The 17,196-nt window shown below is 51.9% G+C and carries 18 protein-coding genes; 14 read left to right on the top strand and 4 right to left on the bottom strand.

Going from position 1 to position 17,196, the window contains the following annotated elements; translation table 11 throughout:
- Nucleotides 1-9 precede the first annotated feature (9 nt).
- The 7 genes from HCR03_RS13795 to HCR03_RS13765 all read left to right on the top strand — a co-directional run bounded on the left by HCR03_RS13795 (nucleotide 10) and on the right by HCR03_RS13765 (nucleotide 5,064).
- Nucleotides 10-273 carry a hypothetical protein gene (locus tag HCR03_RS13795; protein WP_156991089.1) on the top strand — a complete coding sequence of 88 codons (264 nt, stop codon included), beginning with the start codon at nucleotides 10-12 and terminating at the stop codon, nucleotides 271-273.
- A 198-nt stretch (nucleotides 274-471) separates the two neighbouring features.
- Nucleotides 472-1,179, top strand: a complete 708-nt coding sequence (locus HCR03_RS13790) for a lantibiotic protection ABC transporter ATP-binding protein (protein ID WP_187034748.1) — start codon at nucleotides 472-474, stop codon at nucleotides 1,177-1,179.
- 1 nt (nucleotide 1,180) lies between these two features.
- Nucleotides 1,181-1,915, top strand: coding sequence for a lantibiotic immunity ABC transporter MutE/EpiE family permease subunit (locus tag HCR03_RS13785; RefSeq protein ID WP_066643946.1), 735 nt, complete (start codon nucleotides 1,181-1,183; stop codon nucleotides 1,913-1,915).
- A gap of 1 nt (nucleotide 1,916) precedes the next feature.
- Nucleotides 1,917-2,657, top strand: coding sequence for a lantibiotic immunity ABC transporter MutG family permease subunit (locus HCR03_RS13780; protein WP_187034746.1), 741 nt, complete (start codon nucleotides 1,917-1,919; stop codon nucleotides 2,655-2,657).
- 110 nt (nucleotides 2,658-2,767) lie between these two features.
- Nucleotides 2,768-3,007, top strand: a complete 240-nt coding sequence (locus HCR03_RS19845) for a NisI/SpaI family lantibiotic immunity lipoprotein (protein ID WP_066643944.1) — start codon at nucleotides 2,768-2,770, stop codon at nucleotides 3,005-3,007.
- A gap of 24 nt (nucleotides 3,008-3,031) precedes the next feature.
- Entirely contained in the window at nucleotides 3,032-3,691 is a 660-nt protein-coding gene (locus HCR03_RS13770) for a response regulator transcription factor (protein ID WP_066643943.1), read from the top strand.
- A complete protein-coding gene (locus HCR03_RS13765; protein WP_187034741.1) occupies nucleotides 3,682-5,064 on the top strand; it encodes a sensor histidine kinase in 1,383 nt (460 codons plus the stop codon). Before HCR03_RS13770 ends, HCR03_RS13765 begins: the two co-directional genes overlap by 10 nt.
- A gap of 104 nt (nucleotides 5,065-5,168) precedes the next feature.
- Here HCR03_RS13765 and HCR03_RS13760 read toward each other — a convergent pair whose 3' ends face one another.
- The 3 genes from HCR03_RS13760 to HCR03_RS13750 all read right to left on the bottom strand — a co-directional run bounded on the left by HCR03_RS13760 (nucleotide 5,169) and on the right by HCR03_RS13750 (nucleotide 8,257).
- Nucleotides 5,169-5,999 (bottom strand): carbohydrate ABC transporter permease, encoded by an 831-nt coding sequence (locus tag HCR03_RS13760; protein WP_156991092.1) that lies wholly within the window; start codon nucleotides 5,997-5,999, stop codon nucleotides 5,169-5,171.
- The gene (locus HCR03_RS13755; RefSeq protein WP_156991093.1) at nucleotides 5,996-6,889 is read right to left on the bottom strand and encodes a carbohydrate ABC transporter permease; all 894 of its coding nucleotides are present in this window, start codon (nucleotides 6,887-6,889) and stop codon (nucleotides 5,996-5,998) included. Before HCR03_RS13755 ends, HCR03_RS13760 begins: the two co-directional genes overlap by 4 nt.
- 81 nt (nucleotides 6,890-6,970) lie before the next feature.
- Nucleotides 6,971-8,257, bottom strand: coding sequence for an ABC transporter substrate-binding protein (locus tag HCR03_RS13750; RefSeq protein WP_187034739.1), 1,287 nt, complete (start codon nucleotides 8,255-8,257; stop codon nucleotides 6,971-6,973).
- A gap of 220 nt (nucleotides 8,258-8,477) precedes the next feature.
- On the opposite strand from HCR03_RS13750, the gene HCR03_RS13745 reads away from it, so the two are divergent.
- From HCR03_RS13745 to yicI, 3 genes are read left to right on the top strand one after another with little or no spacing between them, the layout of a single operon-like run.
- Nucleotides 8,478-10,220 (top strand): sensor histidine kinase, encoded by a 1,743-nt coding sequence (locus HCR03_RS13745; RefSeq protein WP_187034737.1) that lies wholly within the window; start codon nucleotides 8,478-8,480, stop codon nucleotides 10,218-10,220.
- A complete protein-coding gene (locus HCR03_RS13740; protein ID WP_066643937.1) occupies nucleotides 10,205-11,017 on the top strand; it encodes a response regulator transcription factor in 813 nt (270 codons plus the stop codon). The genes HCR03_RS13745 and HCR03_RS13740 overlap by 16 nt, the downstream gene beginning before the upstream one ends.
- Nucleotides 11,014-13,353, top strand: a complete 2,340-nt coding sequence (yicI, locus tag HCR03_RS13735; RefSeq protein WP_066643936.1) for an alpha-xylosidase — start codon at nucleotides 11,014-11,016, stop codon at nucleotides 13,351-13,353. The genes HCR03_RS13740 and yicI overlap by 4 nt, the downstream gene beginning before the upstream one ends.
- A gap of 37 nt (nucleotides 13,354-13,390) precedes the next feature.
- On the opposite strand, the gene HCR03_RS13730 is transcribed toward yicI, so the two are convergent.
- Complete coding sequence (locus HCR03_RS13730) at nucleotides 13,391-14,056, bottom strand: TetR family transcriptional regulator (RefSeq protein ID WP_066643935.1); 666 nt, start codon at nucleotides 14,054-14,056, stop codon at nucleotides 13,391-13,393.
- 324 nt (nucleotides 14,057-14,380) lie between these two features.
- Between HCR03_RS13730 and HCR03_RS20630 the strand changes: the two genes are divergently transcribed.
- Genes HCR03_RS20630 through HCR03_RS20170 form a run of 4 tightly spaced genes read left to right on the top strand, consistent with a single transcriptional unit; the run spans nucleotide 14,381 to nucleotide 17,190 of the window.
- Complete coding sequence (locus tag HCR03_RS20630; RefSeq protein WP_407926887.1) at nucleotides 14,381-14,506, top strand: hypothetical protein; 126 nt, start codon at nucleotides 14,381-14,383, stop codon at nucleotides 14,504-14,506.
- 47 nt (nucleotides 14,507-14,553) lie between these two features.
- Nucleotides 14,554-14,880 (top strand): (2Fe-2S)-binding protein, encoded by a 327-nt coding sequence (locus tag HCR03_RS13725; RefSeq protein ID WP_407926872.1) that lies wholly within the window; start codon nucleotides 14,554-14,556, stop codon nucleotides 14,878-14,880.
- 1 nt (nucleotide 14,881) lies between these two features.
- Entirely contained in the window at nucleotides 14,882-16,687 is a 1,806-nt protein-coding gene (locus HCR03_RS13720) for a xanthine dehydrogenase family protein molybdopterin-binding subunit (protein ID WP_267459184.1), read from the top strand.
- A 38-nt stretch (nucleotides 16,688-16,725) separates the two neighbouring features.
- Nucleotides 16,726-17,190, top strand: a complete 465-nt coding sequence (locus tag HCR03_RS20170; RefSeq protein WP_267459183.1) for a molybdopterin cofactor-binding domain-containing protein — start codon at nucleotides 16,726-16,728, stop codon at nucleotides 17,188-17,190.
- Nucleotides 17,191-17,196 lie beyond the last annotated feature (6 nt).

The following is a 17,196-nucleotide window of genomic DNA, read 5'->3' as shown; positions in this document are numbered from 1 at the left end:
ATAGAACCCATGAAAAATAAAATTCTGAGTATCATTGCCTTTATAACCGTTTTTGTTCCCATGACGATTTTCTTTGTGTGGAAACCCACCGACCCGGACGTGACGGGGATCGTGATCGGTTACTTCATATTCATCGCGCTCAGCTTCATTTATTCCCTGTTTCTGTTTGCCAAAATGCATATGAGAGATATTTATACCAAAATTGCTCTTGGCCTGAACGGGATATACCTTGTCGGGATTCTGGCTCTTGTGGTAATCCCGCGTTTTATCTAAGTACGGCACAGGTTAAAACGGGCCGGCGCGCTATGATTTCTTTCTTCGCGAAGGTTTTTGGAAACAAGACTCTGCCTTTTTTGAGGCAGAGTCTGATTTTTTTACGCTCATTTTATTTGATCCCTTTTTTATCTTTATGAAATCTTTAAACTTTCCTTTTATATTGGTTGAAATGAAACGAGTGAAAGGATGATGTTTATGGATTCCCATCTCTTACGAACAAATCGGCTGTGCAAGGATTTTAAAGGGCAGCATGCCGTCAGCAATCTCACGCTTTCCATTCAGCGGAATTCCGTCTACGGCCTGTTGGGGCCGAACGGAGCAGGAAAATCGACGACGCTGAAAATGATCACCGGGATGCTTCGCCCGACCTCCGGTGAAATTATTTTCGAAGGGCACCCTTGGAGCCGCGGGGATTTGTCCGACATCGGCGCATTGATCGAATCGCCGCCGCTGTATGAAAACCTTACCGCCAAAGAGAACCTGAAGGTTCGCACGCTGCTGCTTAATCTGCCGGATTCCCGCATTCGCGAAGTGCTGGAAACCGTCAGCCTGACCGATACCGGACATAAGCGCGCCGGACAGTTTTCCATGGGAATGAAGCAGCGACTCGGCATCGCGATCGCCCTGCTGAATCATCCGAAGCTTTTGATTCTGGACGAGCCGACCAACGGCCTTGATCCCATCGGCATACAGGATTTGCGCGAGCTGATCCGCTCTTTTCCCGAACAGGGCATCACGGTGATCCTGTCCAGCCACATTCTTTCCGAAGTGGAACTGATCGCCGACCATATCGGCATCATAGCGGACGGCATGCTGGGGTATGAGGCTGAAATTAATCCCGGAGAAAATTTGGAATCGCTGTTTATGGAAGTTGTAAAGAACAGCAAAAAGGCGGGTGCCTGAAATGCTGAACTTTTTAAAAGCGGAAAATTTGAAATGCAGAAGAACCTTTGCGAAAAAACTTGTTTTGATCGCACCGCTTCTTACGGTGCTGCTTTCGGGCATATTATCCGGCATGTACCTTGTCCAGAACGGCTATAACTGGTGGTACACGCTCCTCCTGCCCGGGTTTATTACGCTTACAACCTCATTGGTAAACCAAATAGAAGACAGAAAGCTTCGTTATCGTTCGGTATTTCCGCTTCCGGTTTCCCTGCAAAAAATCTGGATCTCGAAAGTCCTTCTGATTGCCGTCTATACGGCTGCCGCCTGCATCCTTCATCTTGCTGGAATCAGTTTGGGAAAGTTCCTGATGACCCCTTCATCCACCATAACGGTCAGCCGGATGGCGGGAGCAACGCTGATTCTGATCATCGTCTCGCTCTGGCAGATTCCGTTTTGCCTGTTTCTATCCAAAAAATTCGGCCTTATGGCGGCGATGCTGATCAATTTAGGAGCGGGACTCATACTGGACTTTTTCGCGGCCACGGAGTCCTTCTGGTGGGCATGCCCCTACAGCTGGGCAACTCGTTTGATGTGCCCTGTACTCGGTATCCTGCCAAACGGCACGTTAGCCGCGCAGGGAGATCCGCTGCGGAATCCGGGCGTGATTCCGGTCGGTCTTGTTCTGTCCGTTGCTTTATTTCTTCTGCTGCTTGCCGTCACGGCGAAATGGTTTCAAAAACAGGAGGTAAAGTAAAATGCCGGCTTTCATACGCTTCGTTCGCTCCGATTTTGAAAAATTCAGGCATACCTCCATGCCGTGGATCCACTTGCTGATTCCTTTGGCGGCGGCCGTCCTGTTTCTCAGCTATGATTCCGTCTCGCCGTGGAATGCGGAAACAAAAATCAGCGGCTATTTCGAGGTGATCGGCAGTGCGTTTCCCTTAATGATCGGCCTGATCTGCGGGAAAAGCGCGGAGCAGGAACGGCAGGCGGGAAATTTTCAGGTCATGCTGTGCGGAGTGGAATCGCGCCCGGCGGCCTATGCCAGTAAATTGCTCGTCCTGCTCCTACCGGGGATTTTCGCCGTCGCGATTTCGATCGGCGCGTTTGCGGCCGGTTTTCGAACGGTACCCGGAATTCTCTATTTTAAGGCGGCGGGCTTCCTGATCGCCGGGAGCGTTTTTCCTTATCTTCTGCATTTGTTTGTAAGCTTCCGGTTTGGCAGGGGCGCGTCCATAGGTCTCGGAATCGTGGAAAGCCTGATTTCCGCTTTAGCCCTGACGGGGCTTGGAGACGGAAAATGGTATTACATTCCCTGCACCTGGAGCGCGCGTCTTTGTGACTGCCTCGTATCCGTATGGATCGATCCGTCGAAAGCAATCGGGTACACGGAACTGGAAAAATGCATGACGGTCGCAATACCTGCTACGATTGCCGCTTTTGTGATAAGCCTTTTCTGGTTTCAGCGCTGGGAAGGTTCGCGGTCGAACGAATAGAACCATCGTTTATTAAGTTATACCATGAAAGGAAAAACAATGAAGAACAAAACTCTTGCTCTCATCTTATCCGCCGCGCTCTGTCCGGACTGTTTTCCGGCTGTTCTTTTTTGAGTCAAAAAATCGAACTATATTCCAGCGGCAAAGAAGAATGTTCTCTCAATCCTGACAATGCCACACAGTTTACTTATAAGGAGAAATACTATACAATTCTTGAGGATACCGGATCAAAAGAGAATCTCGGCAGATGGGTGGGCTGCATCCGAAAGCTTGCCGTTCTCGACGCGGACGGAATACCGGATCGCGGCCAGCCGGAAACAGATACAGAGGTAAATAAGCATGTTAAATGATTATACAGGGAAGGAGGTGCGGCTATGGCAAAAATTCTTGCCGTAGACGATGAGCCGGACATTCTGGCCCTGATCAAGAGGGCACTGGAAAAAGATGGTCACCTGGTAACAACAGCCGGATCGCCCGACAAAATCAATTTAAAAACACTGAATTATTATAATTTGATCCTGCTGGATGTCATGATGCCTGGGACGGACGGATTTGCCTTTTGCCGGAAGGTGCGGAGTCTGGTGGATTGCCCCATCCTGTTTCTCACCGCCAAGACAATGGAATCCGACGTGATGTATGGGTTCGGCCTGGGCGCGGACGATTACATCAAAAAACCGTTCGGCATCGGAGAACTGAGGGCAAGGGTCAACGCGCATCTGCGCAGGGAAAAGCGTGTAAAACGAAACGTCCTGCAACTTTCCGGGTTAGAATTTAACCTCGCGGCAAAGGAAGTGACCGCAAAGGGTCAAAAAATTCCGCTCACCAAAAGCGAATACGGGATCTGTGAATTCCTTGCGAAAAACCACGGCCAGGTGTTTTCCAAAGAACAGATTTATGACGCGGTTTGCGGATACGACGCGGAGGGCGGCAGCTTTACGGTAGCCGTGCATATCAAAAACATCAGGGCAAAGCTTGCCGTCTATCGGTTAGCTCCGATTTCAACGGCTTGGGGGATCGGATATAAATGGGACTGAGAAACAGAAACATCAGGCTGAGAACCTTCTTCATCCGGTATTTGCTCACCATTTTCGCCGGTTTTGTCTTGATTGTCCTGATCGGCATAGGGCTGCTTTTCCTATCGCTGAAAACCGGCTTTGTACTCTCTGTCGGCGATGTGGAAGCATCCATTGAACGGCAAAAGGCCGCGATTGCGTCTGCCGAAACCGTGAGCGCGGAGTTGATTCCCAAGACCTGCAAGTATGCTGTTGTAAGTGCAAATGGCGGGTATATGTCGGGAAGCATGACCCTGCCCGAAGCCGCCGAGGCATGGGAGGTTGTCCGGAGCGGCAGAACCATCTCGGGAAGCCTTCTGTCCACCGGGCTGAACGCAAATTGCTATTTCCCGATTCAACGGCGAAACGGATATTGCATCATTGGGTATTCCTCCCTGTCTCAATTTTCATCGCGGCTGTTGCGCGAACACCTGACCGTACCTGAGATTCTGCTGCTTTGGATGATTCTTGCAACGTCCTTATTTGAGATTGTATTTCTCTCCAGGCTTTACGGGAGGAAAATCAGCCGTAAGCTCATCCCTCTGCAAAATGCCACGGAAAAAATACGGAAAAAAGATCTTGCGTTTGAAATCGAATCAAGCGGCATTGAGGAAATCGACGCCGCCCTGCAATCCCTTGACAGTATGAAGACAGAATTGGGACTCTCACTGGAAAAACAGTGGAAAATGGAACAGACGAAAAGAACACAGATCTCCGCCTTGGCGCATGATTTGAAAACCCCGCTTACCGTTGTCCGCGGGAATGCGGAAATGCTGGACGACACAAACCAAACGGCGGAACAGAAAGAGTATACCCGCTATATCATGAAAAACGCGGATCAAATGGAGCGGTATGTGCAGATGCTGATCGACATCTCCAAAGCGGAAGCCGGTTTTTCCCTTCGGCGAAAAGACACTCCGATCAGAGCCTTTTTAGATGAGCTTTACGCGCAGATTGGTGCGCTGGCCTCGGTGAAGCAAATAAAAACTCAATTTGATGAAAAAAATCTGCCGGATACGATCTGTGTTGACGTATCCTTCCTGCAACGAGCCGTTATAAACATCGTGTCAAACGCGGTTGATTATTCTCCGGAGCATGGTACAATTTGGTTTTCCGTGTCGGCGGAGAACCATAAAATCAGATTTACCGTAACGGACAGCGGCAAAGGGTTTTCTCCCGAAGATTTAAAAAGTGCAACAAGTCAATTTTATCAGGGTGATTTCAGCCGAAACTCGAAGCTGCATTACGGAATGGGACTGTTTATTGCAGCTTCCATTGTAAAGCTGCATGGAGGAACCCTGACGATAGCAAATTCCCCCGCCACAGGCGGCGGGATGGTGGCAATCGAAATATAAACTGAAACAAATACTCAGCTTTTCTGGTTACGCCCGGCGAAAAAAGCCGAAACCGTATCGGCGACCAAAAGCGGTTGCCGTGCGCTTCGGTGCGCTGAACGATTTTAGCCTTTGACTGCGCCGGCAACCATACCTTTGACGATGTTTTTCTGAAAAATCAAGTATACGATCAGGGCCGGGATAATAATCATAATGGCCCCCGCCATAATGTTCTGCCATTCCATTTTATACTGACCCATAAACCCGTAAGCGGCAAGCTGCAGGGTCTTGATGGAATCGTTGTTGCTGATTGTCAGAAGGGGAAGCAGGAAGTCATTCCAAATCCACATGGCATTGACAACGACTACGCTTGCAGTGACGGGCCTGAGCATCGGGAAGATGACGCTGATGAACATACGCAGCGACGAGCAGCCGTCAAGCATGGCGCACTCCTCCAGCTCGTGGGGAATCCCTTTCACAAAGCCGTGGTAAAGGAAAATCGACAGCGGAGCGCCAAGCCCCCAGTATATAACGCCAAGCCCATACAGGTTTCCCAGCAGGCCAAGCTGCTTTGCGAGTTTTACCAACGTGATCATGAAGGATTGAAAGGGAATCATCATCGGCATGATGCAGAAAAGGAAGAGGATGTAGCTGTAGCGTGTTTTTACCCGGGAAAGCTTATAGCCCGCCAGGGAACTGATGACAACGATTCCCGCGACGCCGATCGTCGTTACCAGAAGGGTATTCCAGAGGGACTTTGGGTAATTCATGCTTGTGAAAACATTCCGGAAGTTATCCAGGGAAAAACGCTGCGGCACATCCAGCACCTGCGACATGATCTCGCTGTAGGATTTGAATGAGCCGAAAACCATGATCAGCAGCGGAGAAAGGTAGCATGCCAGAACGACCAGAAGGAGAAGAAAAGTGGCGGCGGAAGCAGTTTTTGTCTTTTTCATGCCTCTATCTCCTTCTTTTTAAAGACGGTAACCTGCAGGATGGTAATGACTGCCACCATAGCGAACAGAATGACAGACTTCGAACTGCCGTAGCCATACTGGTTGCTGTTAAAGGCGGTGTTGTAAATGTCGAGTGCAACCGAAGTTGTCGCCGTTCCCGGGCCTCCTCCGGTAAGTGTGAATATCAACTCAAACATCTTAAGCGAATTTGCAATGGAGTAAAAAGTGCAGACCGTAACGGAAGGAATTATCAACGGAAAAATCACCGAGAAGAATCGGCGGACTCTCCCCGCGCCGTCGATCGTCGCGGCCTCTATAACATCTTCCGGTACGGACTGCAGTCCCGCGATGTAAATCAGCATGTAAAATCCCAGCGCCTGCCATACGGTGACAAGCACTGTGCTGAATACGGCCAGTTTCGGCTGCCCGAGCCAGCTCCAGCCGAACATCGCCGCGCCGGTCGATTCCTGCATCGCTTCAAAGGCGCGGCTGAAAATGAATTTCCAGGTAAACCCGATGATAATCAGGCTGATAATATTTGGAATATAAAACGCCGCCCTGAAAAATCCTTTTCCGAAAGCGTCCGACTGCTCCAGCACAACGGAAAGCACCAGAGCGATTATGTTGATGAAAATAACGGTAAAAAGCGCATAGATCAGCGTATAACGAATGGACTGTCCGAAAGTGGGATCGTCCGTAAAGGCCCGCACATAATTCTGAAACCCGATAAATGTGGAAGCACGCTGAATACCGTTCCATTTTCGGAACGAATAAAAGATACACATGAGAAAGGGGATTCCGACAAACAGCAGAATTGCAAAGGCGGCGGGCATGGTAAAGCCAAGGAATTCTATCGTATGAGATAATTTTTTTTTCCGCGCCTGATTCATAAATTCCGACCTCCCGGCATCCGGTCAAAAATGAGGGGGCGGAATCGTCCCCTCACATGATCGCTGAGAAATGATTGCGCTTTAGCCTTCAGCATTGAAGGCGTCGACGAATACTTTTGTCAAGGCGTCCTTCGTCTGCTGGCGGGTCGCTGTTCCCGCGGCATAGTTCTGGAATGCGGTTCCAAACGGCTGTTCAATGCCGTCCGGTCCATTGAAGATCCACCACTGGCAGGTGGAGGAATCTGCTTCCGCCTGGGCGGTTTCTTTGGCCAGTTGCGTGTCGGGACTTGCGGCGCCCTTCTGTGGGGAAATCTGTTTGATGACCTGCGGAATCCACTTTTTGCCGTAATCCGAAGTAGTCAGCCAGTCTAAGAAAGAAAGAACGTCTTTCAGATTCTTGGAGTCCTTCGAGACGCGCATGGTCAGGTTGGTGTCAACGGCTACGACGGACTTTCCATCCAGGCGGGGAGCGTCCAGATAGCCCATGTCGATATTGCTGTTAATTTTGCGGATGGAGTCCTCTTCCCACGACCCCTGGTGGATCATGGCGACCTTGCCGTTCGCAAAATCGGAAACCTGCATATCGGCAGTGGATTCCATCGGCTTGGAGCCGCTGTATTTCTTTACAAGGTCAATCAGATCGAGAGCAAAATCGACCTGAGGGAGATCTCCGAATTTAAGCTTTCCGCTCTTGACATCGGTAAAAAGCGAGCTATAGTCGCCTTTGTACGCATCACTCATGGAGGGGTAGGTCATCTGGGGCAGCACCCACCATTCGGCAAAACCGGAGCTGAGCGGCTGAATGCCCTTTGCCTGCAGCTTTTCGCAAGCGGACTTATATTCATCCAGTGTGGCAGGAAGCGCGGTGATGCCCGCCTGCTGGAACATCTCCTTATTGTAGATAAACGAATGCGACTGCACCAGGAACGGATAGCCGGTCACCTTCCCGTCCAGCTTTACGCTTTGCAGGAACTGCGGGTCTATTTCTTTCATAAAGCTTTCGTTTGTAAGGTCGTAGGTGTAATCCCGGTAAACTTTGTTGTCGTTATAAGCGCTTGACATAAACAGATCGGGAATATCGCCGGAATTCAATTTGGATTTCAGCACCGTCTGGTAGTCATTCTGAATGATCGTCATGTTGATCGTTATGCTCGGTGCAACCTTTTTGTACTCTGTGACCATGGCCTTATACTGGTCGGTCAGTTCCGGACTGTTCAGCATGAAATTCAGCGTAACCGGCTGGGAGCTCTGCGAGCTGCCCGCTGTGCTGTTCGTCCCGGATGAGGCCGATGTTCCGCCGCCGGAGCACCCGGCCAAAGCGCCGATGAGTAAGGCCGCGCAAACAGATAGAGCAATCAACCTTTTCAATTTCATATGCCTCCTTAATCTTTGAGAACTCAGGACTCCTGCTTTTAGAATAATCCGTTTCTGCCAAAATGAAAAGTGAAAATCAAGAACGATTAATGGGAAAAAGAGATACAAAAAAAATCTTAACCTGCCGGAAAATTTATGTTATAATGAATAAAAATGCTTTAGGAGAATCAGAATGCCGAGATTTTGGTTCCGGATAAAACAGCAAATAAATCAAATGCCGGTATCCAGGCAGTTGATTCTGGCCATTACGCTGATTGTGTTTTTGATTTTGACGGCTATGACCGGTTTTACATACGGCCGCACAATTGAAACTGTCAACCGGCAGCAATTATCCTCCACCCAGGAGATACTGGATCTGAAAAAAGACGATTTCTCCAAATACATGGCGCAGTTAGAAAACTACTCCATGCAACTTCGATACAACGACCAGCTGCTCCATATCATCAGCTCCGAAAAACCGATTGACTACACCTCTTCCTCTACAGTCAGTTCTGCTTTGCGGGATACATTTTTAACCCGCGGAGATATCGTTTCCTACCGGATCTACCTGCTGAAAAACCAAACCTGTTACAGCATTACCCGATCGGATTTCAATGTGCGCAGCGCATCATTCAAGTCCATTGAAGACGCGGAGCTCTTCAAGGAGGCAAATTCCGCAAACAGCCATATTGCCTTCCAACCGGAATACGGAAAAAGCGGAAGCTTTTTGACGATCTGCCGGGTATTCATCAACATCATGAACCGACGCCCTCTCGCCTTTGTGGAAATCACGGTGAACAATTCTTATTGTAAAAGTCTTTCCGCCGACAGCAGCGGTATGAAAAGTGTTCTCAGCATATTGGACCGGCAAGGCCGGCTTACCTATACAAGCGACGACGCGGTTCTGGACGCTCAGGATATCCCGCAGATAAAACAGGTTCTCTCTTCACAGAGCAGGAGTGTTTCGTTGGGCAAAGAAGATTACCTGACCGTTTCCAGCAGTACGCCGGACGGGAACTGGAAGCTCATCAGTCTGCTCCCGCAGGACACCCTGCGGGAGCCGGTGGCCCGAAACCGGAATCTCAGCCTGTTCCTTGCGCTGACTGCCTTTCTTGTTTCCGCCTGCCTGATTTCCATGCTAATTCGTATCCAGATGCGTCCGCTCCGGACATTGGCAAAGCAAATGAGAAACGTGGGCCGGGGGGATTTTAAAACAAAGGTATATGTCGGAGGCAGCGCGGAGGTCATCAATCTTTCCCGCCAGTTTAATTGGATGACGGGCCAGATTGACGAGCTGATCCAGAAGAACTACGTCGCCGAGCTGAACGAGAAAATCGCGCAGATGAAAGCATTGGAGGCGCAGGTAGACCCGCATTTCCTTTACAACACGCTGCAGGCGATTTCGACGGAGGCGGTTCTTTCCGGGCAAAAAACGATCCAACGCATGGTTGAAGCGCTTGCTTCCCTGCTTCGGTACTCTGTGCGGGAAAAAGACCGGATTTCAGTCGAAACCGAAATCCGGCATGTCCGGGAATATCTGTTTTTGCAGAACGCCCGGTTTGAGGACCGCCTCGCATATGAGATCCACATGGATGACTGTTCCCAGCCTCTGCTGATTCCAAAAATCTCCATCCTGTGCCTGGTGGAAAACTCCATTAAGCACGGAGTGGAGAACAGCAGCGACAGGATTTCCATTCAGGTGAGCATCCGGGTTTCCGGGGGCGGGCTCAAGATCGTGGTATCGGACAACGGCAGAGGGATGTCCCGCGAACGCCTTGCCGAAGTACGCGGCATGACGCAATCGGAAGGAGCGGGCGGAAGCAGCGGTATCGGCTTGCCGAATCTGGCGGCAAGACTAAAGATTTTATACCGGGAGCGCGCTTCACTTTCCATTGCCAGCGAACCTGCGGGAGGAACAAAAGTGGAGCTTGTGATCCCGCTGAATGAAGATGAGGAGGATATATGTACCGATCGCTGATCATTGACGATGAAGGACCGGTTCACCGCGTGATTCAAGCTCTTGGGCACTGGTTCCAGCTGGATATTGCCGAACCGGAATCTGCTTTTGACGGCCAGGCGGGACTTTCCGCCATGCGGGAACTTCGGCCCGATATTGTGTTTCTGGATATGAAAATGCCGCTGATGAACGGAAGCGAATTTCTTAAGACAGCAGCCCTGGAATTTCCGCACGCAAAATTCATTGTGGTCAGCGGATACGATGAATTCACCTATGCCCGCATTGCCATCCAGTACCACGTCATTGATTACCTGTTAAAGCCCGTTGTGGAAGAAGAACTGAACACGGCACTCCGAAAAGCGCGCGACCTTCTGGACGAAGTGGCCCATGTGGTACGCGAAAGCCATGAGCCCCCCTCCGCGGTCGTCGCGGAGCGGCTGGCGTGCGCCGTCAAGGACTACCTCGACCGCAATTACGCGAGGGACATTCACCTGTCGGAACTCGCGGATTATTTTCACTACTCCAAAGAATATATCTCGAGGCTCTTCCGGGAAAAGTACAACACGGGCATTTACGAATACGTCCTGCGGTACCGGATGACCCGCGCGCAGGAACTGCTGAAGGAGAAAGATCTGCGGATTCAATCCATCGCGGAGCGGCTGGGTTATAATGACAGCAATTATTTCAGCAAGGCGTTCCGCACATTCTGCGGGATTTCGCCCTCCGAATTTCGGAGCAAAAGCTCCGGGGACAAAGGAAAGCGGCCAATTGAACACGATCACGGAAACGCAGCAAAGAAAGGATGCAGATTCCCTTGAAATTCACCGATGGATACTGGCTCAATAAACCCGGCGTGCAATTTTGCCGCGCCGTTCAGGTGCGCGACGTGCAGGTTGAAAAAGGCAGAGTTACCGTCTACGCCGCAGACCTTGAGGTGACGGACCGCGGACAGACGCTGAACCGCCCGCTGCTCACCGTTCGATTTTCCTCGCCGAGACCGGATGTTTTGCGCGTGGAGGCCGTGCATTTTGCCGGGACGGCACGAAAGGAGCCCCGCTTTGGCGTGCAGGACGAACATTGCGAACTCGAAACGGAACAAACCGAAGACGAAATCCGCATCACGAGCGGAAAGCTGACCGCGGTGCTCTCCCGCTCCCGCTTCCGCGTCCGCTATTTTTTCGACGGCAGGCTTTTGACTGCAACGGCGGATCGGCCTCTCGCCTATGTTACCGCCCCATGGGGAGAGTTCATGCTGGAACAGCTCGGACTGGACATCGGCGAAAAGCTTTACGGCCTTGGCGAGCGTTTTACCCCGTTTGTGAAAAACGGGCAGACCGTCGACCTCTGGAACGCGGACGGCGGAACTTCCTCCGATCTGGCTTATAAAAACGTTCCGTTCTACCTATCGAACCGCGGCTACGGCGTGTTTGTTAACAGCACAGACCGCGTTTCCTATGAAATCGCTTCGGAAACGGTTTCGTGCGTGCAGTTCAGCGTACCCGGACAGCGGTTGGAATACATGGTCGTCGGCGGAGAGAACATGAAAGGTGCGCTGCAAAATTATACCGCCCTGACGGGCCGCCCTGCGCTGCCGCCCGCTTGGTCGTTCGGCCTGTGGCTGACGACTTCGTTCACCACGCAGTACGACGAGAAGACCGTCAACAGCTTTGTTGACGGAATGGCGGAGCGGAATATCCCGCTGCGCGTGTTCCATTTTGACTGTTTTTGGATGAAAGAATATGAGTGGTGCAATTTTGAATGGGATCCGGAGGTGTTTTCCGATGTAAGAGGAATGCTGGCACGCCTCAAGCGGAAGGGCCTGAACATCTGTGTCTGGATCAACCCGTACATCGCTCAAAAGTCGGCTTTGTTCGAAGAGGGCATGAGAAACGGATATTTTCTGAAACGCCCGAACGGCGATGTTTGGCAGTGGGACCTCTGGCAGGCCGGCATGGCGATTGTGGATTTCACCAACCCCGCCGCCTGCGATTGGTATTGCGGCAAGCTGCAGAAGCTCATTGACCTTGGTGTGGACAGCTTCAAGACGGATTTCGGCGAACGGATTCCGACGGATGTGCTGTATTTCGACGGTTCCGATCCCGCGATGATGCACAACTATTACACACAACTGTATAACCGCACGGTATTCGGCCTGCTGAGGAAAAACTTCGGCGAGAACAACGCTGTCCTGTTTGCGCGCAGCGCCACAGCAGGAGGCCAGCAATATCCGGTGCATTGGGGCGGCGATTGTGCGGCAAAGTACAGTTCGATGGCGGAGAGTTTGCGGGGCGGGCTTTCGCTTTGCCTTTCCGGCTTCGGTTTCTGGAGCCACGACATCAGCGGCTTTGAAAGCACGGCTACGCCCGATCTTTACAAACGCTGGACAGCCTTCGGACTGCTTTCCACCCACAGTCGCCTGCACGGCAGCGGCAGCTATCGCGTGCCGTGGCTGTTCGATTCAGAAGCCGTCGACGTCCTGCGCTTTTTCACCGAGCTGAAATGCCGCTTGATGCCATACCTCTATTCCATGGCCTGCGCCACTCACGAAACCGGTTTGCCCTGCATGCGCGCCATGGTGCTCGAATTTCCGGATGACCGGACTTGTGAAGTGCTTGACCAACAGTACATGCTGGGCGATTCTCTTCTGGTCGCTCCGGTTTTCCGGGAGGACGGCACGGCCGAGTATTACCTTCCGAAGGGAAAGTGGACACATTTGTTGTCAAACGAAGTGGTTGACGGGGGTACCTGGCTGAAAGGACGATACGATTACTTCAGCCTGCCGCTGTTCGTCAGGCCGAACACGATTCTGGCATTGGGGAAAAACGACCAAAAGCCGGACTATGACTACTCCGACGGCCTCACGCTGCATCTTTTTGAACTCTCGGGCACAGAGCCGGTATGCACGGAAATAGTAAACCAAGACGGGAGCCCCCTGCTTCGCGCGGAGGCGGAAAGAATCGGGAATCAGGTGACTCTTCGCTGGAAAGGAAAGACGACAAACCTGCGTGTGCTGCTGCGCAACGTGCCGAAAGTCAGTGACCTGTCCGGCGCTACCGAGGAGACAACAAATCTGGGAACGCTTCTCACGGTGGACCCGTCCTGCAGTCACTTGACATTTACCTTGGAAAAGCGCAGCTCCTCCGCGGCGGATTAAGATCAAAAAAAGAGTTGTGTCCGAGGACAAACGCGGCCTAGGCTTGAGCGCGGAAGCTGCGGATGCCGTTCAGAAGATATTCCTTAGCGGTTTCGATGATATGATCGGGAAGCGGAGCGTCGTCCGCCAGCCCCAGCGCCCGGCGGATGAACATGGGGTGCTCCCCGAACGCAACGATGGAACTGGAAACGATACGGCTGATGGTGGTGGCCGTTTCGCGGTCAGTGTCCTTACGGTAATCCTGCAGAAGCTCCGTGAGGATGCTCTCCATTTTCTTGCAGACCACCTGCGTGATCGGGTACTCGTTGCCGGGGTGATACAGCTGCTCGTGGTATAGCAGGTTCAGATAGTGGGCGTGCTCAAAATCCTGAATTACAAGCACGGTTTTCAGCATAGAGTCCACGTATTCTTCGATCAGCACCCAGGCAACCGCAGGAGTGATGGAATTTGCGCTGCGCAGCCGTCTGACATGGTCGACCAGAGGAAGCAAGGGCCTGTCCAGCTCATGGGCCACATATTTCAGCACGGCTCTGTAAAAACCTTCTTTATTTTGAAAGTGAAAGGCAATGGTGGCAATATTGACATTTGCTTCTTTCGCGATCATACGGGTGGATGTTGCCTCATAGCCGTGTATGGCAAAGAGCTTGACCCCGGCGTTGATGAGGTTTTGCCTGGTGGTGGAAGGGTTATTCAAATCCTGCATGGGTTTCTCCTTCGTCTCCGTTCTCTTAATCATATGATTATTTCTATTATAACGGTGTTTTCTGAAGAAAGCAATAAAAGAAGAAAACCGACTTGCAAAAAAATAGTAATCCGTAGAGTTGCATCAGCACAGCTCTTATTTTTTGTGCTAATATACGAAAATTTTACAATATAAAGAATACTGTTTATGATTTATTGACAAAGCAGCAAGGATTGTCTTATTATTGTTAAGAAATGAACGATTGAAATGCCGTTTTCAGCAGCGGAGGTTTTTTGTTGTAATTAATCAATCGTTTGATTAATTCAGTAGAAGGGAATGAAATACATGAAGGTAGAATCGATTACCCTTTATGTCAACGGAACAGAATACCGGTTTTCTGTCGGCACGATGTTCGGCCAGCTCCCCCCAGTGAAACGCTTTCCGAAACGCTGCGCAACCGGCTGGGGCTGACGGGCTCCAAACAGGCATGCGGAGAGGGTGCCTGCGGCTGCTGCACAGTGATTGTCGACGGCGACGCGATTACGTCCTGCATCACATTGACGATCGACTGTGACGGCAAGCACATTACCACGATTGAAGGACTGCAGGACCCCGTAACCGGCGCGCTGGATCCTATTCAGCAGGCCTTTCTGGACAAATACGCCTTTCAGTGCGGCTACTGCACGCCCGGCATCATCATGGCCACAAAAGCGCTGCTGGACAAAAATCCCCACCCTGACAGCGACGAGATCAAGGAAGCGTTGAGCGGGAATTTCTGCCGCTGTATCAGCCAGTACCATGTTTTTGAGGCGATCGGCGAAGTTGTGGGAAAGGTTGGCAAGTAACATGAACATACAGCCTGTTAAAAAAGAAAATTACAAATACATAGGGAAAAATACCCCCCGCAAGGACGCGAAGGACATTCTTTCCGGCAAGGCCGTCTTTCTGGACGATTTTTCCTTGCCCAATATGATTTACGGCAAATCACTGAAATCCCCGCATTCCCACGCTCTTATCAAATCCATCAACGTGGAAAAGGCAAAACAGATCCCGGGCGTGAGGGCCGTGCTTACCTACAAAGACGTGGACCAGAAATGGATGTTCGGCTGGCCGCCCCAGAAGCCCGTGCTTGACCGGCATCTGCGCTATATCGGCGACGCCGTCGCTTTGGTGGCAGCCGACACGGTGGATCTCTGCAACGAGGCGATGGATCTGATCGAAGTGGAGTACGATGTGCTTCCCGCGGTTTACGACGGGTTTTCCGCCCTTGAGGACGGAGCTCCCCAGCTGTACGAATCCATGCCCCATAACATCGTTCCCCCGGGGTACCCTCCTTTTCAGAAGGACGGTCCCTTCTGGCATCTGGTCAAGGGTGATCTGGAAAAGGGCTTTGAAGAGTGCGCCTATGTTGCCGAGGATACGGTTGCGTTCAACAAAATGTGCGCTCCCATGGCGCCGGAGCCTCCGGCCGCTATCGTCGTCTACGAAGGGAACATGGACTTTACCGTATACGGCACTTCCCAGAGCACCTTTATTCTGCGCATTATCAATTCTTCGGTCATTCCCGGCTGCAACCTGAAAACGAAGACGTTTAACGTCGGGGGCAGCTACGGCAATAAGCAGAGCATCGGCATCCCTGTGATTTTCGGCGCGCTGCTGGCGATGGCTTCCCACCGCCCTGTCAAATACGCAGAGACAAAAGTCGAGCAGATGACCAATCACGAAACCCGTCTGGGCAGTCAGGTCCACGCGAAGATCGGCATGGACCAGAACGGTGTCGTCCGCGCCGTAAAGGCGGAATGGGCGGTGGATACCGGCGCGTTCTGCAACGCGACACAGGGCCAGGTGGGCGTGGGGATCGGCGAATCCCAGCTGGTCATGGCCAAATGCCCGAATTGGGATCTGGACACCAACATCGTTGTTACCAACAAGCAGCCCGCCGGAATCGTGCGGGGTTACGGCGGACAGGAATTGAATTCCTGCCTGTCGCTGTTGATCGGCCGCACCATGCGGGAAGGGAATTTCGACCCGGTGGAATGCTATAAGAAGAACTATGTCAGCGACGGCGACGTGTATACATGGCGCGACGGACGCCAATGGAAAGCCCATTCCATCAACTATGTCAAAGCGATCGATACCATCGCGGAAAAATTCGGCTGGAAGGACCGCTGGAAGGGATGGGGCGTGCCCACCTGGACGAGCGAAGACGGCAACGTCGTGCGGGGCGTCGGATGCGGAATCATCGGCAATGCCGACGTCGGGGAGGACAACAACGAGGTCTACGTGCGCGTGATGCCGGATCTGATTTCCGACAATGTCCGCGTGATTGTGCATGCCGACATTACCGAATCCGGCATGGGCCAGAGAAGCAACATGCTGAAAATCGTTGCGGATTCTTTAAATATTCCGTACGAGAACATAGATATCGTTCCGGCCGACAGCACCCTTAACCCCACCGGAATGGGCCTTTGCGGCAGCCGCGGCACCATAACCTACGGCCACGCGCTGGCCAACGCCTGCGACGAGGTCAAGCGCATGATCTTTGAAAAGGCGGAGCCGTATCTGGAGGTCACCATCGATAAGATGGAAATCGAGGATTTCTGCGTGGTGACCCACGCCCGCCCCGGAAAGAAGGTTCCCATCAAAAGCTGACGGAACAGTTTACTTCCTTCACCGGGTACGGCAAGCACGTGGAGAACTTTTCCACCCCCAACTTCTTTATGGTCTTTCTGGAAGTGGAGGTCAATAAGGAAACCGGCAAGGTAGATGTGATCGATATGTGCGGAGGCTCCGACGCCGGTCAGGTGCTGGACCCCGCCACGCTGGAAATGCAGTGCCACGGAGGCATCGGCTCCGCAAGTCTGGATACGGCGACCTTTGAAGAGCATATTATCGACCCGGCGACCGGACGCCCGCTGACCTATAACATGATCGACTACAAATGGAGACCCTTCAACGAGTTTCCAAGATTTCAGACGGTGCTGATGAGTTCTCAGTTCGACACCTACCAGTTCAAAGCGGTCGGTGTGGGCGAAATTGCCGGCGCGGCGGCGGCCAGCGCGGCCATGCAGGCGATTTCAAATGCGATCGGCGTTCAGGTTTCTACCTATCCCGCGACGCCGGACGTGATTCTGAAGGCGCTCGGCAAACTATAAGGAGGG

This window comes from Caproicibacter fermentans, assembly GCF_014303955.1.
Lineage (GTDB): Bacteria > Bacillota > Clostridia > Oscillospirales > Acutalibacteraceae > Caproicibacter > Caproicibacter fermentans.
Note: the sequence above shows the minus strand (reverse complement) of the source record. Positions and strands in the feature narration are given on the sequence as shown.